Below are 21593 nucleotides of genomic sequence, written 5' to 3'. Positions count from 1 at the left end.
TGTGGAGATTCCTCGAAAGGATACTGACTGATGGTCTCGATTGATACGTATAACGCGTGCGTGGACTTTCCCATCTTTGATGCCAAATCTCGCTCACTGAAGAAGGCCATGCTCTCTTCTGCCGGTGGCGCCATTGGCAAAAATGCCCAAAACACCGTCGTGGTGGAAGCCCTGAAGGACGTTAACCTGCACCTGCGCGAGGGCGATCGCGTGGGTTTGGTGGGCCATAACGGCGCCGGCAAATCCACCTTGCTGCGCCTCTTGTCTGGGATTTATGAGCCCACCCGCGGTTCTGCCGATGTGCGCGGCCGGGTGGCCCCCGTTTTTGATTTGGGCGTAGGCATGGACCCGGAAGTTTCTGGCTACGACAACATCATTATCCGCGGCCTGTTTTTGGGCCAGTCCATCAAGCAGATGAAAAAGAAGATGGATGAGATTGCGGAGTTTTCTGAGCTCGGCGATTATCTCTCTATGCCGCTGCGCACCTATTCCACCGGTATGCGAGTGCGCTTGGCACTCGGCGTGGTGACCTCCATTGAGCCGGAAATCCTGTTGTTGGATGAGGGCATTGGTGCGGTCGACGCCGCCTTCATGGCCAAGGCACGCGTACGCCTGCAGGAGCTGGTGAAGCGCTCCGGCATCCTGGTCTTTGCCTCCCACTCCAATGACTTTTTGGCCCAGCTATGCAATACCGCCTTGTGGATCGACCACGGTGAGATCCGCTCGGTAGGCGAGGTTTCCGAGGTCGTCGGTGAGTACGAAGGACCTGAGGTGGGCGACTACGTCCGCGACCTGCGCGAGCGTTTTGAAAATGAGGACACCAGCGGCAACTAGCTGAGCATATGCAGCAGCGGGTCCCCCACACCCGTCACGTCCACCTGCACCCCTTCCGGCCGGTGATAGTCCGCAGCGCTTAGGCGCGCGCTGACCACCGGCCGGTTAATTTTTCCTGGGCCCGCAGGCTCTTCCTTTTCCTCGGTGCTAACGCGGTAGCCCAACTTTTCACTCACCCGGGCTGAGGCGCGGTTGGTTTTTATCCAACTGGTGCACAGCGAACCCGCATCGAGGTGCAAGAAGGAAAACGCCGCCATCGCCTGGCGGACAAGCGTGCCATAGCCTTGGCCTTGAAAGCGGTGCAGCACCCATGATGCAGTTTCTATTTCCCGTGCGGCCGCAAAATTTTCTGCCGCCAGGTCCACCACGCCTACTAATTCTTGGGTTTCTACCTGGCGAGCGATGAAATCCAAGGTCCACTTCTGGGGGCACAGCTTCGCTCGGTGCTCCCATCGGTGCTGGGCCATGGCGGCGGGGGTATTCGTCTTCTCATCAAAAAGCCAGGGAAATGCATGTTCTGGAATGTCGTCGCCATAGATATCTTCCGCACACACCTGCGCTACCTGTGCGATGTCCTCATCGCGCATGACACGCAGGTCAACTCCGCGGCCCGTATCATCGCAGGCCCGAATGGTCACCGCAAAAGGCGGCCAGAAGTTTTCCATAGGCTTCACAGTATCCGCAAAGCTGCGCCTATATCCACTTTTCGCTCCACCAATGCGGAGTGTTTCTGCGCTGGTCCCCCACCCCGGTGGCAAGATGGAACCCATGACTGCCACCCTGACTTCTACCGGTTCTACCGCCGCCGTCATTGTTACCCATCAGCGCGCCGAACTGCTGCGGGCATCGCTCGAACAGGTGGTACACCAAACCCACCCCGTGCAGTGGGTGATCGTGGTGGATAATGGTGCGGAAAATGCAGTGCGTGAACTTGTCGAGTCCATGGCGGGAGACCGCGGCGTCTACGTGCCTTCGGAGACCAATCTAGGCGGAGCTGGCGGCTTTGCGCTGGGCTTTCTCACCGCCCTTTCTTTGGGCGCGGATGCCGTGTGGTGTGCCGATGACGATGGCCGCCCCGCCGATCACACGGTACTTGCGGAGCTGTATCGGGTGGCCGAGGCCAACCGTTTGCATGAGGTCTCGCCAGCGGTATGCAATATCAACGATCCCGACCAGCTCGCCTTCCCCCTGCGCCAAGGTCTGGTGTGGCGCCGGCGAATGGATGAGCTGGAGGGCGATTTCCTGCCTGGCATTGCATCGCTATTTAACGGCGCGCTGATTTCCGCAGCGGCCATGGAGATCATTGGTGTACCGGACTATCGGCTCTTCATCCGCGGTGATGAGGTGGAATACCACCGCCGGCTGGTCAATTCCGGGCTCTCTTTCGGCACGGCTCTGACCACGAGCTACCTGCACCCAGATGGATCGGATGAGTTCAAGCCCATTTTGGGCGGCAAGATGCACACCCAGTTCCCAGAGGGTGAGTTCAAGCGGTTTTTCACTTACCGCAATCGCGGCTATTTATTGTGGCAGCGCGGCATGCGCAAGCTACTGCCACAGGAATTCGCCCGCTTTGGCTGGTTCTTCCTGATCCAGCGCCACGATCCGGCCGGCTTTATCGAATGGCTCAAGCTTCACAACCGCGGGCGCAGGGAAGATTTCCGGCGCCCTAGCTAGGCCGATGCCGAACTGCAGGGGCTGGGCAAGGGGGGCATCGATAAGCGCGGCACATACCCGCCACCACCGAGAGCTTGACACCCCGCGCGCAGATTGGTCGGGCTCGATTCCCGTGGTGAGGTTATTTTTCTTTAAAAATGAAGGCCCTCTGAATGGCAAAATTGGTCACTGTGGCCACGCCCTGGGCGATGACAAAGGCGATGGTGTCTTTAAGCACGCCTTCTAAGCCAAGGGATAAAAGCGGCTCATTGAGCACCCAGTATAGGAAGTTCTGAACCGCGAAAGTGGAGGCGTACAAGATCCCCACGGTGACGGCTGTACGGCCAGAGACCTTGGCCCCAAAGGTCCACCGCGCATTAGCCAGGTAGGCGGCAATGGTGCCAAAGACCCAACCGATGGCCTTGGCGGCGGAACGGTGCAGTCCCAAGTACGTCAATAAAAGCGTCAGGCCATAATCAATGGCGGCGGCACCTACACCCACGGAAATAAATCGCACCAGTTGGGTGTGCAGCGAGGTGGACGAAGGTTTTACTTCTACGGCGTCATCAGCGGAGTTAGTCACGAGTGAGTAGCCTACCCGCGCAAGAGCGCTCGGTACATGTCCAACCGATCCACCGGCGCGGCGGATTCGGCACCATAGGCGCCTATCCCCGCCAATTGCTGCAACGATGCCGCACATAACTCCCGCACTTCAGCCCCGGTCAGCGCCGAGCCATCGTCATTAACCCAGCCGAGCGCATCCATGGTGGTCTCCACGACGGAATCGGTCAGCTCCGCGCCACCCATGCACGATAGGGCTAGCGCCATGGACCAAAAGGCGTCTTTGCCTTCATGGGTAACCTCGCGCGGCAGGCTGGCGAGCACGCGGGCAGTTTGCGGTGACAATTCGGTACCCCTGCTTAGGTCCATCGCCTGCAGCAGCGGAACAAAGTCATAGAGCTTGGTGCGCTCAATCAAATCACGCACAGGGGACGCTACCGCGGAAAGGACCTCATCGGTGACTTCTTGCCCGGTCAATTCCCGGTTGACGCTGGTTAATTCAAAGGGTGCAAAGAGCGAGCCCGAACCGCCTACGCATAGCGCTTCCGGGGTGCCATTATCGCGCGGATAAATTTCAGCTACCACCAGCTCGAAGTCCCATAGCCCCCAGGCGAAGTCGATTTGATCGCCTTCGCGCCACAGGAATTCGGAGGCCTGACGTTCCGGATCGATGCGCGGGCCACGCGCCTCGGTGTGTTCATAAAAGTGCCAGGGGGATTCCTCCTCCGGCAGGCCAAAGCAAATGCGCAGCACACGGTGCAACTCGGTGAAGGTCAGGGCATCGCTAAAGCCAATCTGGCGGTGCACCTCGCCATCGGCGCGGATATTCGCGGCTTGGCAAATGATTGTTAGGGGCTCGCGTTTGAGGGATACCACGCTATTGGCGCGTTTGGCCCGCGCCTGTGCGATATCGGTGACCCCTGCGTTCATGAGCCCCACCATACGCAAGTTTTAGGCTGCTAGTTTTGCGATATCGCGCGCTTCCAACTCACTAATTAGGAACGTCAGTGCCGCACCAACGGCGCCCAACAGAGTCCAGGGCCGCTTGGCACCGCGCTTGCGCAGGAACTTTACCATTCGGCGGGAAATTGCAACGTTCATCCAGCCGCCTAGGATGAGCAGCAGTACCACCGCGGCAAAAATGGCCCAGGGTTTGAGGCCCTGATCGGATGCATCTTGCGGGGAGCGCGGCTCATCACCATCCTGTTCCGCGTGCGCGTTGGTATAGGCCACCAGGGCACCAAAACCAAAGAAAGACAAGGTATAGGCAGTAATCAAACCGCCTTTGGATGTGATCCAATCCGGATAAGAGGTCGCGATACCCACGGCAGCGGCTTGGGTAATGCGGCCCGCCAGGGTGTCATCGAGGGCGTAGTTGTCTTGGCGCTGATCTTGCGTCTCGTGGTTGTTGGTCATAGCGACCACTTTAAGCGGCGGTAAGCTAATGCGCATGTACTCGGATAAGACAGAGCACATGACGCCAGCGCAGCAGGCGGCTCAGGATGTGCGTGCGGAAGACGATAAGCGCAACGGCCACTTCGAGGCCACGGAACACACCGATGTGCCGTTGAGTCCTTTCATGACTCGCCTGATGGCAGAGGAATTGCCCATGCTGGATTCCTCCTCGCGCGCTCGTGTCTATGACCTTTTGCGGGAGTACGATGGCCCGATTATTGAATCTCAGGAAGAACTGCCGGAGGAAATCCGCGCGCTTATGGATCTATAAACGGACACATTCGGGCAGTACAAGCGTCCGTTTTGTTCTGAATATCACTCGCGCCACTCCGTCTACCCTCGTGTGAGCTAGGTAGGCTAGGGAGGCGACACAAATCCGTCGAGCAAAGAGTAAGAGATGGAATTACATACCACTGAAAAGTCCCTGCACGGCTGGGGCCGCACCGCCCCGACGACCGCCCATGTTCTCGCCACCGAAGACGTGGACGTGATCAAGAAGGCCGTGGCCCAGGTTGCAGAAGATAACTCGGATAAGCCCGCCCACCTGCGCCGTGGCGTCATTGCCCGCGGTATGGGCCGCTCCTACGGTGACCCCGCCCAAAATGGCGGCGGCCTGGTCATCGACATGCAAAAGCTCAATAAGATCCACTCCATCGACCCGGAGTCCGCTCTGGTGGACGTCGATGGTGGTGTCACCCTAGACCAGCTGATGAAGGCTGCCCTGCCTTATGGCCTGTGGGTTCCGGTTCTGCCGGGTACCCGCCAGGTCACCATCGGTGGCGCGATCGGCCCGGATATTCACGGTAAGAACCACCACTCCGCCGGCTCCTTTGGTGACCACGTGGTCTCCATGGAGCTGCTCGTGGCCGATGGCCGCGTGCTGCACCTGACCCCGGAAGGCTCCGCGGATGACCCCAGCGGCGACCTCTTCTGGGCCACCGTTGGCGGCATGGGCCTAACCGGCATCATCCTGCGCGCCACCATCCGCATGACCAAGACGGAAACCGCTTATTTCATCGCGGATACGGACCGCACCGATAACTTGGATGAAACCATCGCCTTCCACTCCGATGGTTCCGAGCACAACTACACTTATTCTTCCGCCTGGTTCGATGTCATTTCCCCAGAACCAAAGCTGGGTCGCTCCACCATTTCCCGCGGTTCGCTGGCCACCTTGGCACAGCTGGAAGAGCTAGCCCCGAAGCTGGCTAAGGATCCGTTGAAGTTCAATGCGCCGCAGCTGATGACGGTGCCGGATATCTTCCCGTCCTGGACCATGAATAAGCTTTCCCTCTCCGCTGTGGGATTGGCCTACTACACCATGGGTGCACCGGCCAAGAACCAGGTCAAGAACCTGACGCAGTTCTACCAGCCGTTGGATCTCATCGGTGAGTGGAACCGCGGCTACGGTTCCAAGGGCTTCTTGCAGTACCAGTTCGTGGTACCGACCGAGGCCGTGGAGCCGTTCAAGGAGATCATCCGCGATATGCAACGCTCCGGCCACTACTCGGCCCTCAACGTGTTCAAGCTCTTCGGTGAAGGCAACCGCGCGCCGCTGTCCTATCCAATGCCGGGTTGGAACGTCTGCGTGGACTTCCCCATCCGTCCGGGCCTGGGCAAGTTCCTGGATGACTTGGACCGCCGCGTGATGGAATTCGGCGGCCGCCTCTATTTGGCCAAGGAGTCCCGCACTTCCGCGGAGAACTTCCACAAGATGTACCCGGGCATGGAGGGCTGGCTGAAGACCCGCAATGAAATCGACCCGACCGGCGTCTTCGCCTCCGATATGTCCCGCCGCCTCGAGCTGCACTAATCACTGGAAATAACACCTTTAAGGAGATTTACTGACCATGCTTAATGCAGTAGGCCAAGCACAACACATCCTGCTTCTGGGCGGCACCTCTGAGATCGGCCTCGGCGTCGTCTCCGAATTCCTGCAGCGCGGCCCCGCCAAGGTCACCCTGGCTGCCCGCCCGGAGTCCCCGCGGATCGCCCAGGCCAAGGCAGACCTGGAATCTCGCGGCGCTGACGTAGAGGTTCTAGACTTCGACGCCACTGACTTTGACTCCCACCCAGAGGTAATCAATAAAGCCTGGGCACGTGGCGACGTAGACGTGGCCATCGTTGCCTTCGGCACCCTGGGTGACCAGGAGGAGCTGTGGCAAAACCACGACAAGGCCGTCGCCTCCGCGCAGACCAACTACACCGCCCCGGTTTCCGTGGGCGTGCTTCTGGGCGAGAAGTTCAAGCACCAGGGCCACGGCACCATCGTCGCCATGTCCTCCGTGGCTGGCATGCGCGTGCGCCGTTCCAACTTTGTCTACGGTGCTTCCAAGGCAGGCGTGGACGGCTTCTACATCAACCTGGGAGAGGCTCTGCGCGGCACCGGCGCCAACGTGCTGGTTGTCCGCCCGGGCCAGGTTCGCACCAAGATGTCCGCCGAGGCTGGCGACGCCCCGTTGACCGTCAACGTCTCCGATGTTGCCGAAGCCACCGTGAAGGCCGTGCTCGATGGCAAGCAGTCCATCTTCGTGCACCCGCTGTTTGAATACGTTTCTTTGGCATTCAAGTTCATCCCGCAGGCCATTTTCCGCAAGCTGCCGTTCTAAATCACCGCGGTTTCTGCACTGGCGCCTGCCAGCCGCCTCGCCCCCGCTCCTCCTTCTCGCCGCGCGCCCGCGGCGGGGAGGGGCAGGGGCGGTGGTGTATAAGGGGGCGTCGGAAAGCAAGTGTTTTCCTGCCCGCGCCAAATCTGGGTTGTGGCGCTTGGGTATGCGAAACTAATGGGCATGACAAGCACAGCTATACCCACCCAGTCAACGCCCGTGAGCGAAAATCCGCGCACCGAGGCCTACCGCGCCGATGCGCTGACTCATCGCGCGACCCTGCTGGGTATTGTGTTGACCGCCCTAGCCAGTGGTGTGGTCACGCTGCTGGGCTGGTTTGCCTTCAAGACGGTATCTCTGCCTTCTTTTAATACCTCCATGGTCACCCGCGCGCTGAGCACAGTGGGCGTGGTGGTCACGCTGGCTCTAGCCGGCGGACTGTGCGTGTGGTGGCTTTATGACCACTACAAGGATTCCTTTACTCGGCCGCGCTGGCGGGTCTGGCTGACCTACGCGGTCACCTATCTCTCCCCCGCGCTGCTGACCTTGGCTGCCGTGGGTCTGCCGCTGTCCGCCTCCCGTTTGTGGCTCGACGGCGTGCAGGTGGATCAGGCTTTCCGCACCCAGTTCCTCACCCGCTCAGTGGATGAGATGGGCTATGCGGATATGAACTATCAGGACATGCCGTCCTTTTACCCCATTGGCTGGTTCTGGCTGGGCGGCCGCTTGGGAGCGCTATTGGGTATTCCGGGATGGGAGGTCTACCAGCCCTGGGCGCTTATCTCCATCGCTGTAGCCGGCTGCATTTTGGTGCCCCTCTGGCAGCGCCTCACCAGCTCCCTACCGGTCGCCACCGCCATCGCCCTAGTCACCACCGCGATTACGCTCACCATCGCGGCCGAGGAGCCCTACTCCGCGGTCATCGCCATGGGCCTGCCCACCATCGCGGTGCTCAGCGCCCGCGCCTTCCGTGGCTCTTGGCTCTCCACCCTGGGTGTGACACTCTACCTGGGCATTTCCGCCACCTTCTACACGCTTTTCACCGGTGCGGCCGCGCTCACCGTGGTCAGCCTCATCGCGCTCTTTACCGCGCTATATGAGCATACGTGGCGACCCATCGTGCGACTGGCGGTAATGGCGGCAGGCTCCATTGCCATCGCGCTCATCGCCTGGGGACCCTATGTATGGGCGGTCATGCACTCGCCAGTACCGCTGCAGACCACCGCGCAGCACTACCTGCCGGAGGAAGGCACCCAGATTCCAGTGCCATTTTTGTCCTTTAGCATTGTGGGCTTCCTCTGCCTTATGGGACTTATCTACATGGTCATTCGTCTCAATGACCAAGAGGTGCGCGCGCTGGGAATCTCCCTCATCGGCAGCTATCTATGGATCGTTGGGTCTATGGTGGCAACGCTGGCCGGCACCACGCTGCTGAGCTTCCGCCTCGAAATCATCGTGGTACTCCTTTTTGCTACCGCCGGTGTCCTAGCCTTAGCCGAGGTTCGCCTCTTGGGCGTACACCGCCTCTACCCGGCGCGCTTCTCCCACACCACCAATAAGCAAATCACCGCGGTCTTGGGCATTATCCTCGCCCTGGCCGGCGTCTTCTATGCGCAGCAGATTCCGGAGGCCAACGAGGACGCTATCGACCATGCCTATAGCGATACCGATGGCTATGGTGAGCGCGCCGACCGCTTCACTAGCGATTCTGCTCATTACTACCTGGATATCCACAACTTCATCCAGGACCAGGGCTATACGCCGGATGACACGGTGGTGCTTACTGATGAAAAGATCTTCATGTCTTACTATCCTTATTGGGGTTTCAACGCCTTTACCAGCCACTATGCCAATCCATTGGGTGAGTTCAGCACCCGCAATGAGCAGATTGAAACCTGGGCCAACGATTCCTGGGACATGAAGCCGGATGAGTTCCGCAAGACCCTGGATTCCGCTGCGTGGCGCAGCCCAGATGTCATGATCTTCCGCGGTGATTTAGAAAATAAGGACGATGGTTTCAAGCTGCATTTGGCAGAAGATATCTACCCCAATCAGCCGAATATTCGCTATCGCGCGGTCTTCTTCAACGCCGATGTCTTTGACAAGGGCTGGAAGCTAAAGCAGACCGGCCCCTTCGTAACAGCCGTTCGCACCAAGTAAGTTCACCCACACTTCCCGCCCGTGGCAGGGTGTGCCCGCGGGCGGAGAGGGTTATCTGACGTAGACTAATCGCCGTGTCAGATAGCCTCACTACGAATTCCACCCAAGCGCGACCTGCTAGCTCCCGCTTCACCGCCGCCCCCGCGGGCCTGCGGTGGACCGCGATCATTGCCGGACTGATTGGTTTCCTGTGTTTTGTAGCCACCCCGCTACTGCCGGTGACCCAAACTCAGTCCTCTTATGACTGGCCGCAGCATGATTCCGTGCAGTCCATCAACGCGCCACTCATTTCCGTGGCGCCGGAGGATCTTCAGGCCACCATCCCTATCTCCGCAGTCGATGAGCTGCGTGAGGGACAGTCCATGGTCTACGGCACCGTCCCGCCGGAGTCCAAGAAAGCCTCCAACCGCGGTCTTTTCGTCCGCGCGAATGAAGAGGGCCTTTCCGTTGTCTCCTTGGATGAGGTTCTGCTTACCCTCAACTCCAAAGAGGTAGCCAAGCTCCCTAAGGACGCCAAGATTGAGATTTCCGCTACGGGCGATGGCACCAGCGTGCGCGTGGGGGATCATGAAAAGACCACCGAGGAGGATCTGCGCCCGCAGGTCACCGGTGTCTATACCGAAATAGACGATAAAGCGGACGTGCAGGCCCTGCTTGACGACGGCCTCAATGTGCACGTCGATATCAACTCCCGCTTCACCTCCTCCCCGACGGTGCTCAAGACCATCGCCATGTGGCTGGGCACCGCCATGGTGGTCGTATCCCTGTTCTGCCTATGGCGCATCGACCGCCTCGATGGCCGCCGCTTTGGCTTCATGCCTAAGACGTGGAAGAAGGTGCGCCCGCTCGATGGCGTGGTGGCCGCCGTCTTGGGATTTTGGTATATCTTCGGCGCCAATACCTCCGATGATGGCTTCATCTTCTCCATGAGCCGCGTCTTCGATCACGCGACCTACATGGCCAACTACTACCGCTGGTACGGCGTGCCAGAGGCGCCCTTCGGCGCCCCCTATTATGACCTGGTTGCCGTTCTCTCCCAGATTTCCACCGCCTCGGTCTTCGTGCGCTTGCCCGGCCTGATTTCTGGGCTCATCATCTGGTTTATCCTCTCCCGCGAGATACTTCCGCGCTTTGGCCAGCTTGTCGACGGCCGCCGGGTCGCTCACTGGACCGCGGCGCTTATGTTCTTGGCCTTCTGGCTGCCCTATAACAACGGCACCCGCCCCGAGCCCATCGTGGCGCTTGGCGTGATGTTTACTTGGGCCTCCTTTGAGCGTGCCATTTCCACCCACCGCCTGCTTCCGGCGGCCGTGGGCACCATCGCCGCAACCATCACCCTGGCCGCCGGCCCCACCGGCCTCTTTGCCGTGGGCGTTTTCCTGGTCAGCCTGCCGCACCTCTTCCGCGCCATGGCCGAGCGCGTGCCGTCCATGGGCGGTGGCACCTTGGGCTGGCTCGCGCTCATTGCGCCATTCCTTAGCGCTGGCACCGCCATCATGGTTGCCGCCTTTGGTGACCAGACGCTATCGACCGTGCTGGAGTCCACCCGCGTGCGCTCCGAGGTTGGCCCCTCCCTGCCGTGGTACGCGGAGTACGCGCGCTACTCCACCCTCTTCCAGGAATCGGTGGATGGCTCGCTCACCCGCCGCTTCGCGGTCTTCACCATGCTCTTCTGCCTAGTGCTCATCGTGGCGGCCTTCATCAAGGACCGCCGTGTCGTCGGTGCTGCCGTTGGCCCGACCCAGCGCCTGCTCATTATCGTGGCGCTGTCCATGTTCTTCCTCATGTTCACCCCCACCAAGTGGACCCACCACTTTGGCATCTACGCCGGCGTGGCCGGTGTTATCGCCGCCCTCGGTGCCGTGGTGCTCTCCCAATTCGCGCTGCGCTCGCCGCGCGCTCGCACCTTCGCTATCGCCGCGGTGGTCTTCTTGCTAGCCATTTCCTTCGCCGGCTGGAACGCCTGGTGGTACGTTTCCTCCTTTGGCATCCCGTGGTGGGATCGCACGGTGCAATTCAAGGCCATCGAGGCCAATAAGGTGCTCCTCGCCATCGCGCTGGTCATCTTCGCCATCGGCATAGTGCAGTCCCTGCGCCATAGCTACCGCAAGTCCCAAGCAGAAGAGGCCGGCACCCTGGCGGAATTTGAGAAAAATGCCGCCGCTAAGGTTTCGCGCTCCGCCGGTATCATGTCCGCGCCCATCGCCTTGGCCTGTGCCATCGTGGTAGCGCTATCGTGTGCTTCCTTTGCCAAGGCCACCGTCTCGCAGGCGGATTCCTACTCCGTGGGCAAGGGCAACGTAGCCTCCCTGCGCGGCAATACCTGCGCTCTGGCGGATCAGACCATGGTGGAGACCAACACCAATGATTCCTTCCTGACCCCGGTTGAAGGCGACTTGGGCGATTCCCTGGTGGACCAGGACGAGACCCACAAGGGCTTCGATCCAAACTTCATCCCTGAATCCATCGAGCCGGAAAACCAGAATTCCGCCTCCGTAGGTGCCATCGCGGATGGCTCCAGCGACTCCTCCTCCGATAGCGCGGAGACCGCTACCTCGGGTGCGGATACCGAATCCGGCGGTAGCAGCGATTCGGCTGATTCCCAGGAGACAAAGAATAAGCAAGACAAAAAGGACAAAAAGTCCAAGGAAACTACCAATACCTCGGAGGGTGGAGTACGCGGCACTGAGGGTGTCAATGGCTCTACCATGCACCTGCCGTTCAACCTGGATTACACCAAGGTCCCGGTGCTCGGCTCCTATTCCGAGGCGCAAGACTCCACCTCTGAGGTGACCACCAAGTGGTACAACCTGCCAGAGGCCAAGGACAATACTCCCGTGCTCGCCGTATCTGCAGCCGGCAATATCTACCACCACGACGTCAACGGGGTAGAGCAGGAAGGCATGAAGCTTAGCCTCGAATACGGCACCATCGATGGCTCCGGAAAGGTCACCAATACTGGCGAGGAAGAACTCTCCGCCGTCGGTGCCACGCCAAAGTGGCGCAACCTGCGCCTGCCGCTGGATCAGTTGCCAAAGGATGCCAACGTGGTGCGCCTGGTAGCAACGGATGACTCCACCGATGAGGATGACTGGCTGGCCTTTACTCCGCCGCGCGTCCCAGAGCTAGACACCATCAATAACCAGTTCTCCAAGGACACCCCGGCACTATTGGACTGGGCCGTAGCCCTACAGTTCCCGTGCCAGCGCACCTTTGACCACTTCGCCGGCGTTACCGAAATCCCGCAGTACCGCATCCTGCCAGACTCCTCGGCCCAGACCTCGCTGACGGACTTCCAGTCCTTCTCTGGTGGTGGTGCCATGTCCACCGCGGAGGCGGTCAACTACTCCTACGAGATCCCGAGCTACCTCAATAATGACTGGGCCCGCGACTGGGGTGCCATCGAAAAGTACGAACTGCGTACCGATTCACAGGGCAATGCCCCAGTCCCAGCCGAGATTGATTATGAGGACATTACCCGTTCCGGACTGTGGAAAGACTCCGAGATGAAGATTCGCCCCGAGGGCGAGGAGTAACCTCCCCAGCGGCCGCGCCCCGATCCCGCTTCGGGGCGCGCAGGCGCCGCACGATCCAATCACCTACGAAAAAGAGCAATAGCGAAGCGCCAAAGAGCGGCGCAATGATTGAGTAGGCCACCACCCCCGCCAGCACGGCGGGGGTAATTTTTAGCTCGGGCAGGCTGCGGCGCGGTTTCTTCCACCACATCCACAGGCCCGCAATGCTCACCACGAGCAGGCCGAGGGCGAGTACCGCCAATGCAACCTGGCTATAGATTCCAAAAAGCGTCCCCATGTGCAGCTGGATGAGCCACGAAGTAAGCTGCGCGGCAAGCGGCCAATCGGCGGAATTGATGCGGTCGATGACCTCGCCGTTCGGAGTAACCGCTACGGCGTCGCTGCGTAACTTGAAGGCCGCACGAGCCTCCCGCACGCCCCACGCATCGCCGGGCTTTTCCGGCGGAGTCATTTCCAGCACCCCGGTCAAACCCTGGCTACGGGCGGTCGATTCTGCAGTTTGGGCTCCGGCGAGTTCTGCAGCATCGTGGTGTCCCGTATGCCCGGCGTGACCCGCGTGCCCGGCGTGGTTGGCATGCTCCCCTGTCCCAGTGCTAGCCCCCGCTTCTGCAACGGAGGTGGCCACGGACGGTTCCTTCCAATTAAGTTCCTCCCGCACCTTGCCAATACTTGTGCCCGCTACCAGCGACCATGTCAGGCCAGTAACCGTAAGAAAGAGGAAGCCCGGCAACAACCAGGCACCCACGCGGGCGTGCAGCGCCAGTACTTTAGAGGGCTGCTTCTTATTCCTTTGTTTACGCTTGAGCCACAGGTAGAGACCGAGGATGCTCAGCGCGCCGAGCCACGAGGCCGCAAGTTCGGCATAGAGACGGCCAGGCTCGCCCAACCATAGGGTGCGGTGGCCATTAGAGGCCCACGTGCGGAAAGGCAGCGCCCGCGAGCCGCCATATTGTTGTAGTTCCCCAGTGATGTGCAGATCCACCGGGTCTACAAAGACAGCGTGGGTATAGCTGGAATTGGGGGCGGTGGGGTCGTCGAAAAGCACGCGGGTGGTCTCCTGCGGATCTTCGGAAGGCTCAACCCGAACCACCGTCCCATCCGGGTGCTGGCGCTGGGCGACGGCAATCTGTTCATCGAGGCTGCGCGGGCTGCCTTGCGCGGTGGCTGTCACCTCATCGTGGTAAATCCACGGTTCAAAGGTGGGCGCCAAGGCGTAGAGAAACCCACTTAACGCTGCGACGATGAGAAAGGGCGCAATGATTACGCCGGCGAATTTATGCAGGCGCGATAGCGCGCCATGAGTGGATATGGTCATGCGGAACTAGTCGCGAGTCTATTGAAACTAGTTCCCTTTTAGCATGGAACCGCCAGGGAATTGTTATTTTTCTAGCTCTCCTGCCAGGAACGCGGCCGCATCCCGCACGCGCTGACGGGCAACCGCCGGGGTAGACACGCGGTGGGTGGAAACATAATCGCGCGCCACGGCGCCGGGCACAGAAACACGCGCAGCAATCTCATCCTCGGTCGCGGTCTGGACGAAAATATCCGGGCAGAGCTTAGAAAGGTCCGCCGGAATTGCATAGCCGGCACGGAGGTCCTCAGGCAGATTCGCCAAGGCACCGAAATCGGGGAAGGTGAGCAGGAGGGCGTCGGCAGGCGCAAGCGCCGCCAGAGCCCCGCCGGAGGAATACCCCCAGGTGGTGACGTTGGAAGCACCCTGCTTGCGGGCATAGTCGATGGCGTGATGCACGGCAGTGACCATCTCCGCCACGGTGTGCGCGGGTGCAAGCGGATAGTCCACATCGATGATGGTGGTGCCAGATAGTTGCGCGGCGGCGGCTACCTCAGGGCGCCATTGCATCTCTAGTGCCTGGCCAGCACCGCGCCACCAGCCGCCCGAGTGGAGCGAGACCGCCCAGCGGCCGGTGGACTTTGTGGGCCGAAAAATGGTTCCCATCTCGGATTCTTCCACGCTGATGCCCTCCGTATAGGCGGTGCCCGGCAACGCATGATCCACCGCAGTGCCGAGCACCATCATTGCCACGTGTGTAATCCGGTCCGGCAAGAGCGCACAATATTGATCCGCCTCAGGAGAGCCGCCCCCAGCCCACGGCGGGCGGAAATCCGGGGTGTCATAGTGGGCATCGATATAGGCAACGAGCTGCTCAAGCTGCTCCTTGTCGTCCATCTGACGGTCCTGGCCGCCGATGTGCCACTCCTGTCCCGGCTCCAGCGGGCGGTGCGGATCCTGGTTAGCATCTGCGTTAGTCATGCCACCGAGCCTACGCGCACCGCCTACCGGCAGAAAGGTCTACCAAATGGTGACGCGATCCTCCGGCGCAATGTACATGGCAGAATCCTCTGCCACGTCAAAGGCCTCGTAGAACTCCGCAATATTGGCCGCAATGAGGTTGCAGCGGAACTCCGCCGGCGAGTGCGGGTCAATGGCTAGGTACTGCGTGGCCATCTCCGGACGGATGGCGGTACGCCATACGCGGGCCCAGGACAGGAAGAAGCGCTGCAGGCCATTGTAGGTGTGCTCAGCCAGCTCTGGCTCGGCACCGTCTACCTCGAACTTTTCCTCCTTGCCCTGCAGGTCGATGCCCTTATCGGCACAGTAGTTCTTAAAAGCCACCACGGCGATACCCAGGCCGCCTAGGTCACCGATATTCTCGCCCAGGGTGAAGCTGCCGTTCACCCCAGTAGATTCGATGCCGGCCTCCTTGAGCACCGTCGGTACCTGGCCATTGAACTGCTCCACCAGCTTGGCGGTGAGCTTTTCAAAGGCGGCACGGTCCTCATCGGACCACCAGGAGTTCAGGTTGCCCTGACCATCAAACTGCGAACCCTGGTCATCAAAGCCGTGGCCAATTTCGTGGCCGATGACAGCACCGATGGCGCCGAAGTTTTCTGCGGCATCGGCCTCCGGGTTATAGAACGGCGGGCGCAGGATGGCGGCCGGGAAGGTGATGTCATTGACCACTGGGTTATAAAAGGCGTTGACCGTTTGCGGGGTAGTCACCCATTCATCGCGATCGGCCGGCTTGCCAATCTTGGCCAGCTCGAAGTCGTGAGAAAAGGCAGAGCCGGCACGCGCATTAGCCAACAGGTCCGCGCCCTTGCCGGAAACCTCGAGGGCGGAGTAATCGCGCCAGGAATCTGGGAAGCCAATCTTGGCCTTGAACTGGGAAAGCTTCTCCAAGGCACGTTCGCGTGTGGTCGGGGTCATCCACTCCAGCTGAGAGATGCGCTCGCGGTAGGCAGCAATGAGGTAGGCCACCAGCTCATCCATCTCGCGCTTGGAGGAGTCCGGGAAGTGCTTATCCACGAATACCTGGCCAATCTCTTCGCCCACGAGGGACTCAGCCAGACCTACCGCGCGCTTCCACCGGTCGCGCTGCTGGGTGGCGCCGGAGAGCTTGGTGCCGTAGAACTCAAAGTTCTTCGCGCCTACTTCCTCCGGCAGCATGGCCGCGCGGGAGCGCAGGATGTGCCAGGTGGCCCACAGCTGCCAATCGGCCATGCGCTCGGAGGTAAAAAGGCTCTCGAAGTGCTCGAGGTAGGACGGCATCATATTGACTACGCGGTGCTCCGGCAGGTTGCCGCCGGAGAGCACGGCCCGCGCCATGGCGGGCAGCTCGCCAAACTCACACGGGTTATAGGTCTTGACCGCATCGCGGGTGGAGACCACATCCCAATGGCCAGCGGCAAGTTCCTTTTCCAAACCCACGATGCGCTGGGCGGCTACCTCGGCGCCTAGGCCAAAGAGGCGGGCTGGGTCGAGGAACTCCAGCATCTCTGCCACATGCTTTTCATAGGCGGCCAGCGTTTCGGCGTGGGCTTCCTCGCGGTAATAGGCTTCATCCGGCAGGCCCAGGCCGGATTGAATGACATAGGCAATGGCGTCCTCGGAACCAGAGTCTTTGGATACCCAAAAGGTCACCGGGGAGCCGACACCGGTGCGCTCGAGTTCACCCAGGCGTTGCGCTAATTCCTCCGGGTCGGCCGCGCTCAGGCGGTCCAGATCCGCATCCAATGGAGCCATGCCGGCCGCATTAACCCCTTCGATATCCATAAAGGAGGCATAGAGCTTGCCCGGTCGGCCGGTGTCCTTTTGCACGATATCGTGGACGAGTTCTTCGGCTTCGTCGCGCAGCGCGTGAAAGGTGCCGTCCACGCCGCGATCATCGGGAATAACGTGGCTTTCCAGCCAGGGTCCATTGACTAGTTGATAAAGATCTTTCATGCTTGCCACTCTAGGGCAAAGCGACAAGATAAGGTGTGGTCCATGAATTTTTATCGCTTTCCTCCAGCGCATCCGCGGCGCCTTTTCTGCGCCGTCATTGCGTTCGTGGCGGTGGTTCTTGCCCTGCCCATGATCGTGCAGGCGGCGCTGGGGGATTCTTCCGCAGACGTCGAGCAGGTCACCCTAGCCGAGCCCAGCCAGGACTGGGAGATTGACGTTCCCGATCTTTATTGCGAGCGCGACTATGAATCCCTCGCCAGCATCGGCTGGAACTGCGGCGATGTCAGCGTACAAGCCACCCTTACCGAAGATGCCAAAGACGATGCCACCACCTTGCGCCGCATGGTCCGCGCCCTAGCCATGGCGCCCTTGCCGGCCGATGCCCCTACCTTCGACGGCACTAACGGGGCACTCCTGCTTGCCGACGCCCCCTCCTCCACCGCCGCCCTCTCCCTCGACGGCACCGGCGAGGACGAAAACAAGGATTGGGTGGTCACCGTGACCGGCAAGGGTGAGCAGGCCCGCGCCACCGCCTCCCGCATTTGGCATGCCTTCGGCCAAAAGGATCTACCCGCCGATGCCGATTCAGAATTCGCTGATTTCTCCGGGGAGTTGATGTTCTAGATGTCTAAGCTCTTTCGCACCACGCTGTGGATCTTATCCGCCATTGGACTCATCGCCTTCTTTTTCCAGACGCTAAGCACATTTTTGATTTCTCCCCTGATGGGCCTGCTCAGCCTGCTCATCGCCGCCATACTCGTGGCGCTGGTCATCTACCTGCTGCAACGCAGCCCCATGTGGGCCCGCCCGGCGCGCCTATGGGCCACGCTGGCTTTCCTTTGGGGCGGCGGAGTAGCCGTTGCCTTGGCGCTTATCAGCGCTGGGCCGGTCATGCAGCTCGCCATTGGCTCCGGCTGGGTCGACGCCATGATGTCGTGGAGCGGTGCCTATCCGGAAGAAATTTCTAAGGCCACCGGCGTAATCTTCGTGCTCATGTCCTTCCGCCAGCTCAACCGCCCGTGGCACGGCTGGATGGTGGGCGCAGTGGTGGGCCTTGGCTTCGAGGCCTGCGAAAATATCCTCTACGGCGCCATGGGCGCCACCATGCATCCTGATAGCGATATCCAGGGGCTTTTTGAAATGTGGGGCCTGCGCCTTATCGCCGGTCCTGGCCTACACGTATTGCTCACCGCGCTGGCCGGCTGGGGCATCGGCTGGGCACTCTATGCCGCCGCCAAACCCTGGTGGTGGCGCATCGGAGTCTTCCTCGGCGCCCTAGCCGCCTCCTTTACACTGCACTTCTGCTGGAATTACCTGCACGATTCCGAGGTGGCCTCGATCATCCAAGCCGTTGTCGTGGCGCTTATTCTTTACCCGCTGAGCATCTGGCTGGTGCTGCGCGGTAATAAGCTTGCCAAAACCGACGAGAGCTACAGCCACAGCACCGCCGAAGACGCCCTCGCCTTCATCCGTTAAAGCCGCCTGCGCCATCCAACCCCAGCACGCTTTGTAGTTCTGTCGAGCTCTGCAAGTCCTAGTTGCACACACGCATCGGCGTTACCTGCGCCAATGCCTGGTTCGCGCTCGCGCAGGCTTGACGCTCGTAGCTCGCTGCCGTGCGGGTGGCATCGCGAACGGCCTGACGCGCGGGGCCTTGTAGATTCAAATCGCGTTCGATGCGCGCGCCAATAGCTTGGCTAGAACCGCCCGCTGCGGGTAGTGCGCCTGGGTCATTATGTACGGCCCGGGTGACATCTGCGGTATGAGTGCCCGCGTCACCGTAGGTATTGGCGGCTACGGTAAATCCAGGGGCGGTGGATACCGAGGCATGGATGCGGCGATTATCGGACCAGCCAAACTTGGTACCGATAACGCCCGGAATTCGTGAGGTACCAAAATCTTGGCGGTAGCCATCGGCAGCCACAGGGGCGGCGTTAGCCATGCCGGTCATGATGGGTGCGGCAATGGGATCGTGCTGAATACGCGAGGTAAAACGCGCTACATCTTCAGTGGAGGTCGTGGTCGTTCCCCAATACCCGGTGTAGTGCGTTTCGCGCAGTCCAAACTCGTGGATGGTGCTGGGGATGGCTTGCGGGTAGCGGCGATCCAAGTCGGTAGCCACGTTGTCATCGCTGACGCGGATCATGTGCTCCACGCGGGCTTTGTCGGCCGGCGCACCGTATTTTAGGACCCAATAGCCCAAGTAGAGCTTGCTCAAAGACAGTGCGGGGCGAGACTCATGGGCATTAGCGGTGGACACAGTCGCGCCAGAATCATGCTGGACGGTGATCTGGGTGCGCGCGGGCACGGCGTGCGGATCGAGGGTGACAGCCTGGGCGGCAGGGGCGATTGCGAGGGAGAGTGCGGTAACCAGGGAACCTACCGCCAGCTTTTTCATCATGAAAATATAATAGCGCCCCTGCAGGTGCTACGCACCAGCTTCTACCAGCAGCACTCCTCCGGCGATCAGAACCACTCCGAGGGATTTTAACCAGGTGAATGGCTCCTTGAAGAGGAGATATGAGGCGACGGCGGTAAGCGCGACGCCAGTGGCAGCCCAGATGCCATAAGCCACGCCCAAGTCCATGCCGGCTTTGAGCACGAGCGCCAAGAAACCATAGGCGCTGACATAACACAGGGCGACGAGCACAACCCAGAAGCGACGGCCGGTCACCGCGGACATGCGCAGGCACAGCGTGCCGGTGACCTCAATGGCGGTGGCGAGGAAAAGCAGAAACCAGATCATTCCGGTGCCACCTCCACCGTGCGGTCTTCATCCTCGTCTGGTTTAGCGCCCATTTCCACGCAGAATACGCCGGCCATAATGAGCGCGATGCCAGCGAGTTTTACTGCTCCGAGCGGCTCGCCAAAGAGCGCGGCGGAAAGCAGCGCGGTGGAAATTACTCCGCCGGATGCCCAGAGGCCGTAGGCTACACCCACGTTGACGCCTTCTTGCATGACGCGGTGCAGGAGCACGAAGGCAAGAATGAAGCAGAGGGCTGCTACACCGTAGATCCAGAAATTGTCCACGGCGTATTTCAGCGCGATGGTACCCACGACTTCGCTAGCAATCGCGAGAAAAAGGATGACCCAGGCCCTCACTCCATCAACTCCTGTAATTCGCGGGCGTCGATTCCGTGCTCGTGCATTTTAACGCGGCCGCCAGCGTGGGCGATTGCCTCCCGGTCCCAGTAGTCCTCTGCACGGACGGGATCATGAGAGGTGCCATCGGCGCGGACCACCCGCCACCAGGCAGTACCGGCACCGTGGCGCTTTAACACGGTACCGACGTTGCGCGCGCCGCAGCCAGCGACCTTTGCCACCTCACCATAGGAGGTGACGTTGCCGGGTGGAATAACGGCCACGACCGCCAATACGCGCTTGACCAATGGCGACTCACTCATCGCGATTACTGCGGGTCGAGCCCCAGCACGTCATCCGCTTCGGTTGGCTCCTCTTCAGGGGCGTCTTCGACCTCGGTGAGGGTGATGGTCGCACCGGTGGAATCGGCCAAGAGGCACATGCGTCCAAAGGGCGAATCCCATGGTTCGCGGATGACCTCGCCGCTTAGTTCCACGGCCTTCTTCGCAGCGGCGTCGATATCGCGCACGCCCAAGTAGGTCTGCCAGAAGCTCGGCACCTGGGGCGGGAACTGGCCCTCGGCGTTCCACAGGCCAGCAAACGGCGCACCGTCTTCTTCCGCCGTGGCATAGATAAAGTTCTCATCCTCGGACTGCATGGCGCGAATTTCCCAATTGAAAAGCTCTCCATAAAAGTCCATTGCGCGCTGGAAACCCGAGGTTGCGGTGAGCTCGTGCCATACCGGGGTGCCGGGTTCGCCGGCGGCGACGAAGTGCTCTGGGCCGGCGGGCTGGATGAGGCCGAACATGCCACCGGCGGCGTCGGCAAGCAAAGTCATGTGCCCTAGCTGCACTTGCTGCGGATCCACCAGGATGCGCCCGCCTAGGCTCTCGACGCGCTGGCAATCACCAACGATGTCCTTGGAGAGGAAGTAGGTCACCCAAGAATCCGGCATGGGTGCCTCTTCCGGTTGCGGGATAAGCCCGGCGATGGGCAGGCCCTGTAAGCGCGCCATCTGATAGGGCTTTTCCTCCGCGGACTCGGCAGAAATCTCCCACCCCAGGACTTCCTCGTAGAAGCGCGCGGACTTGCGCGGATCCGAGGTGGTCAGGTCAATCCAGTAGGGCATGCCCACTTCAGCTTCGAATGCTGGCATCTACATATTCCTCCACTTTTCCGGATCAAAGTCATCGTCGGCCGTGGCCTCGTCAAAGTAATCATCGTCATCGTCCGGCTCGCCCACCCGTGCGCAGGCATCCTCGATGCACACTTCGTCACCCGGGTGGAGCGTGGCGCCCCGGCGCGTTTCGGGCTCGCCATTGACCGTAACCACGCCTTCCGCGATGAGTTCCTTGGCCTCGCCGCCGGTAGCCACCAAGCTGGCCAGCTTGATGAACTGCCCCAATTTGATGGAATCGCCGTTGATAGGAATGTCTAGCATGCCGCCCAGCTTACCCA

Annotated in this window: 22 protein-coding genes; 9 read left to right on the top strand and 13 right to left on the bottom strand. The window is 60.6% G+C overall.

Going from position 1 to position 21593, the window contains the following annotated elements:
• The first annotated feature begins 30 nt into the window (after window positions 1–30).
• The gene (gene wzt / locus QP904_RS10160) at window positions 31–834 is read left to right on the top strand and encodes a galactan export ABC transporter ATP-binding subunit Wzt/RfbE (RefSeq protein WP_023020351.1); all 804 of its coding nucleotides are present in this window, start codon (window positions 31–33) and stop codon (window positions 832–834) included.
• Here the strand turns inward: wzt and QP904_RS10155 are convergent.
• Entirely contained in the window at window positions 831–1499 is a 669-nt protein-coding gene (locus tag QP904_RS10155; protein WP_200288396.1) for a GNAT family N-acetyltransferase, read from the bottom strand. The two genes, wzt and QP904_RS10155, sit on opposite strands and share 4 nt — an antisense overlap.
• 94 nt (window positions 1500–1593) lie before the next feature.
• Here QP904_RS10155 and glfT1 point away from each other — a divergent pair, with 94 nt between their 5' ends.
• Window positions 1594–2511, top strand: coding sequence for a galactofuranosyltransferase GlfT1 (gene glfT1, locus QP904_RS10150; RefSeq protein WP_200288995.1), 918 nt, complete (start codon window positions 1594–1596; stop codon window positions 2509–2511).
• 121 nt (window positions 2512–2632) lie between these two features.
• Here glfT1 and QP904_RS10145 read toward each other — a convergent pair whose 3' ends face one another.
• From QP904_RS10145 to QP904_RS10135, 3 genes are read right to left on the bottom strand one after another with little or no spacing between them, the layout of a single operon-like run.
• Window positions 2633–3073: a GtrA family protein gene (locus QP904_RS10145; RefSeq protein WP_208612471.1), complete on the bottom strand. Its 441-nt coding sequence runs from the start codon at window positions 3071–3073 to the stop codon at window positions 2633–2635.
• Between the two features lie 11 nt (window positions 3074–3084).
• A complete protein-coding gene (locus QP904_RS10140) occupies window positions 3085–3993 on the bottom strand; it encodes a plasmid pRiA4b ORF-3 family protein (RefSeq protein ID WP_239206303.1) in 909 nt (302 codons plus the stop codon).
• Between the two features lie 9 nt (window positions 3994–4002).
• The gene (locus QP904_RS10135; RefSeq protein WP_248099291.1) at window positions 4003–4467 is read right to left on the bottom strand and encodes a hypothetical protein; all 465 of its coding nucleotides are present in this window, start codon (window positions 4465–4467) and stop codon (window positions 4003–4005) included.
• Window positions 4468–4501: 34 nt separating this feature from the next.
• On the opposite strand from QP904_RS10135, the gene QP904_RS10130 reads away from it, so the two are divergent.
• From QP904_RS10130 to QP904_RS10110, 5 genes are all read left to right on the top strand, one after another.
• Window positions 4502–4777, top strand: coding sequence for a hypothetical protein (locus tag QP904_RS10130; RefSeq protein ID WP_034656156.1), 276 nt, complete (start codon window positions 4502–4504; stop codon window positions 4775–4777).
• A gap of 126 nt (window positions 4778–4903) precedes the next feature.
• The gene (gene dprE1 / locus QP904_RS10125; RefSeq protein ID WP_284836009.1) at window positions 4904–6319 is read left to right on the top strand and encodes a decaprenylphosphoryl-beta-D-ribose oxidase; all 1416 of its coding nucleotides are present in this window, start codon (window positions 4904–4906) and stop codon (window positions 6317–6319) included.
• A 37-nt stretch (window positions 6320–6356) separates the two neighbouring features.
• Window positions 6357–7115: a decaprenylphospho-beta-D-erythro-pentofuranosid-2-ulose 2-reductase gene (gene dprE2 / locus QP904_RS10120; protein ID WP_023020343.1), complete on the top strand. Its 759-nt coding sequence runs from the start codon at window positions 6357–6359 to the stop codon at window positions 7113–7115.
• Window positions 7116–7295: 180 nt separating this feature from the next.
• Window positions 7296–9272, top strand: a complete 1977-nt coding sequence (locus QP904_RS10115; RefSeq protein ID WP_284836008.1) for a galactan 5-O-arabinofuranosyltransferase — start codon at window positions 7296–7298, stop codon at window positions 9270–9272.
• A gap of 74 nt (window positions 9273–9346) precedes the next feature.
• Window positions 9347–12808 carry an arabinosyltransferase domain-containing protein gene (locus QP904_RS10110; protein ID WP_284836007.1) on the top strand — a complete coding sequence of 1154 codons (3462 nt, stop codon included), beginning with the start codon at window positions 9347–9349 and terminating at the stop codon, window positions 12806–12808.
• Here the strand turns inward: QP904_RS10110 and QP904_RS10105 are convergent.
• The 3 genes from QP904_RS10105 to QP904_RS10095 all read right to left on the bottom strand — a co-directional run bounded on the left by QP904_RS10105 (window position 12747) and on the right by QP904_RS10095 (window position 17054).
• The gene (locus QP904_RS10105; protein ID WP_284836006.1) at window positions 12747–14123 is read right to left on the bottom strand and encodes a PepSY-associated TM helix domain-containing protein; all 1377 of its coding nucleotides are present in this window, start codon (window positions 14121–14123) and stop codon (window positions 12747–12749) included. The genes QP904_RS10110 and QP904_RS10105 overlap by 62 nt on opposite strands.
• Window positions 14124–14186: 63 nt before the next feature.
• The gene (locus QP904_RS10100; RefSeq protein WP_284836005.1) at window positions 14187–15080 is read right to left on the bottom strand and encodes an alpha/beta hydrolase; all 894 of its coding nucleotides are present in this window, start codon (window positions 15078–15080) and stop codon (window positions 14187–14189) included.
• 39 nt (window positions 15081–15119) lie between these two features.
• Complete coding sequence (locus QP904_RS10095) at window positions 15120–17054, bottom strand: M13 family metallopeptidase (RefSeq protein ID WP_284836004.1); 1935 nt, start codon at window positions 17052–17054, stop codon at window positions 15120–15122.
• Window positions 17055–17096: 42 nt separating this feature from the next.
• Here QP904_RS10095 and QP904_RS10090 point away from each other — a divergent pair, with 42 nt between their 5' ends.
• Both QP904_RS10090 and QP904_RS10085 read left to right on the top strand, forming a co-directional pair.
• Window positions 17097–17678, top strand: a complete 582-nt coding sequence (locus QP904_RS10090) for a hypothetical protein (protein WP_023020337.1) — start codon at window positions 17097–17099, stop codon at window positions 17676–17678.
• On the top strand, window positions 17679–18530 hold the full coding sequence (locus QP904_RS10085) for a PrsW family intramembrane metalloprotease (protein ID WP_023020336.1): 852 nt from the start codon (window positions 17679–17681) through the stop codon (window positions 18528–18530).
• A gap of 58 nt (window positions 18531–18588) precedes the next feature.
• On the opposite strand, the gene QP904_RS10080 is transcribed toward QP904_RS10085, so the two are convergent.
• The 6 genes from QP904_RS10080 to QP904_RS10055 are packed head-to-tail and all read right to left on the bottom strand — an operon-like array spanning window position 18589 to window position 21576.
• A complete protein-coding gene (locus QP904_RS10080; RefSeq protein ID WP_239207794.1) occupies window positions 18589–19455 on the bottom strand; it encodes a hypothetical protein in 867 nt (288 codons plus the stop codon).
• A 27-nt stretch (window positions 19456–19482) separates the two neighbouring features.
• Window positions 19483–19800, bottom strand: coding sequence for a DMT family transporter (locus QP904_RS10075; RefSeq protein WP_239207793.1), 318 nt, complete (start codon window positions 19798–19800; stop codon window positions 19483–19485).
• The gene (locus QP904_RS10070) at window positions 19797–20156 is read right to left on the bottom strand and encodes a DMT family transporter (RefSeq protein WP_239207792.1); all 360 of its coding nucleotides are present in this window, start codon (window positions 20154–20156) and stop codon (window positions 19797–19799) included. The genes QP904_RS10075 and QP904_RS10070 overlap by 4 nt, the downstream gene beginning before the upstream one ends.
• On the bottom strand, window positions 20153–20458 hold the full coding sequence (locus QP904_RS10065) for an MGMT family protein (protein WP_239207791.1): 306 nt from the start codon (window positions 20456–20458) through the stop codon (window positions 20153–20155). The genes QP904_RS10070 and QP904_RS10065 overlap by 4 nt, the downstream gene beginning before the upstream one ends.
• Window positions 20459–20463: 5 nt before the next feature.
• On the bottom strand, window positions 20464–21291 hold the full coding sequence (locus tag QP904_RS10060) for a VOC family protein (RefSeq protein WP_239207790.1): 828 nt from the start codon (window positions 21289–21291) through the stop codon (window positions 20464–20466).
• Complete coding sequence (locus tag QP904_RS10055; protein WP_150851437.1) at window positions 21292–21576, bottom strand: RNA-binding S4 domain-containing protein; 285 nt, start codon at window positions 21574–21576, stop codon at window positions 21292–21294.
• Window positions 21577–21593: the final 17 nt, after the last annotated feature.

Origin of the sequence: Corynebacterium nasorum, from assembly GCF_030229765.1 — a bacterium.
Lineage (GTDB): Bacteria > Actinomycetota > Actinomycetes > Mycobacteriales > Mycobacteriaceae > Corynebacterium > Corynebacterium kefirresidentii.
The sequence above is the reverse complement of the archived record's forward strand: the minus strand, read 5'-3'. Positions and strand labels throughout refer to the sequence as shown.

Coding starts and splice junctions, on each gene's coding strand:
- QP904_RS10105 (WP_284836006.1), bottom strand. CDS start 14,123: ATGACCATATCCACTCATGGCGCGCTATCGCGCCTGCATAAATTCGCC.
- QP904_RS10115 (WP_284836008.1), top strand. CDS start 7,296: ATGACAAGCACAGCTATACCCACCCAGTCAACGCCCGTGAGCGAAAAT.
- QP904_RS10140 (WP_239206303.1), bottom strand. CDS start 3,993: ATGGTGGGGCTCATGAACGCAGGGGTCACCGATATCGCACAGGCGCGG.
- QP904_RS10055 (WP_150851437.1), bottom strand. CDS start 21,576: ATGCTAGACATTCCTATCAACGGCGATTCCATCAAATTGGGGCAGTTC.
- QP904_RS10155 (WP_200288396.1), bottom strand. CDS start 1,499: ATGGAAAACTTCTGGCCGCCTTTTGCGGTGACCATTCGGGCCTGCGAT.
- QP904_RS10060 (WP_239207790.1), bottom strand. CDS start 21,291: ATGCCAGCATTCGAAGCTGAAGTGGGCATGCCCTACTGGATTGACCTG.
- glfT1 (WP_200288995.1), top strand. CDS start 1,594: ATGGAACCCATGACTGCCACCCTGACTTCTACCGGTTCTACCGCCGCC.
- dprE1 (WP_284836009.1), top strand. CDS start 4,904: ATGGAATTACATACCACTGAAAAGTCCCTGCACGGCTGGGGCCGCACC.
- QP904_RS10095 (WP_284836004.1), bottom strand. CDS start 17,054: ATGAAAGATCTTTATCAACTAGTCAATGGACCCTGGCTGGAAAGCCAC.
- dprE2 (WP_023020343.1), top strand. CDS start 6,357: ATGCTTAATGCAGTAGGCCAAGCACAACACATCCTGCTTCTGGGCGGC.
- QP904_RS10100 (WP_284836005.1), bottom strand. CDS start 15,080: ATGACTAACGCAGATGCTAACCAGGATCCGCACCGCCCGCTGGAGCCG.
- QP904_RS10130 (WP_034656156.1), top strand. CDS start 4,502: ATGTACTCGGATAAGACAGAGCACATGACGCCAGCGCAGCAGGCGGCT.
- QP904_RS10080 (WP_239207794.1), bottom strand. CDS start 19,455: ATGATGAAAAAGCTGGCGGTAGGTTCCCTGGTTACCGCACTCTCCCTC.
- QP904_RS10090 (WP_023020337.1), top strand. CDS start 17,097: ATGAATTTTTATCGCTTTCCTCCAGCGCATCCGCGGCGCCTTTTCTGC.
- QP904_RS10135 (WP_248099291.1), bottom strand. CDS start 4,467: ATGACCAACAACCACGAGACGCAAGATCAGCGCCAAGACAACTACGCC.
- wzt (WP_023020351.1), top strand. CDS start 31: ATGGTCTCGATTGATACGTATAACGCGTGCGTGGACTTTCCCATCTTT.
- QP904_RS10075 (WP_239207793.1), bottom strand. CDS start 19,800: ATGATCTGGTTTCTGCTTTTCCTCGCCACCGCCATTGAGGTCACCGGC.
- QP904_RS10065 (WP_239207791.1), bottom strand. CDS start 20,458: ATGAGTGAGTCGCCATTGGTCAAGCGCGTATTGGCGGTCGTGGCCGTT.
- QP904_RS10085 (WP_023020336.1), top strand. CDS start 17,679: ATGTCTAAGCTCTTTCGCACCACGCTGTGGATCTTATCCGCCATTGGA.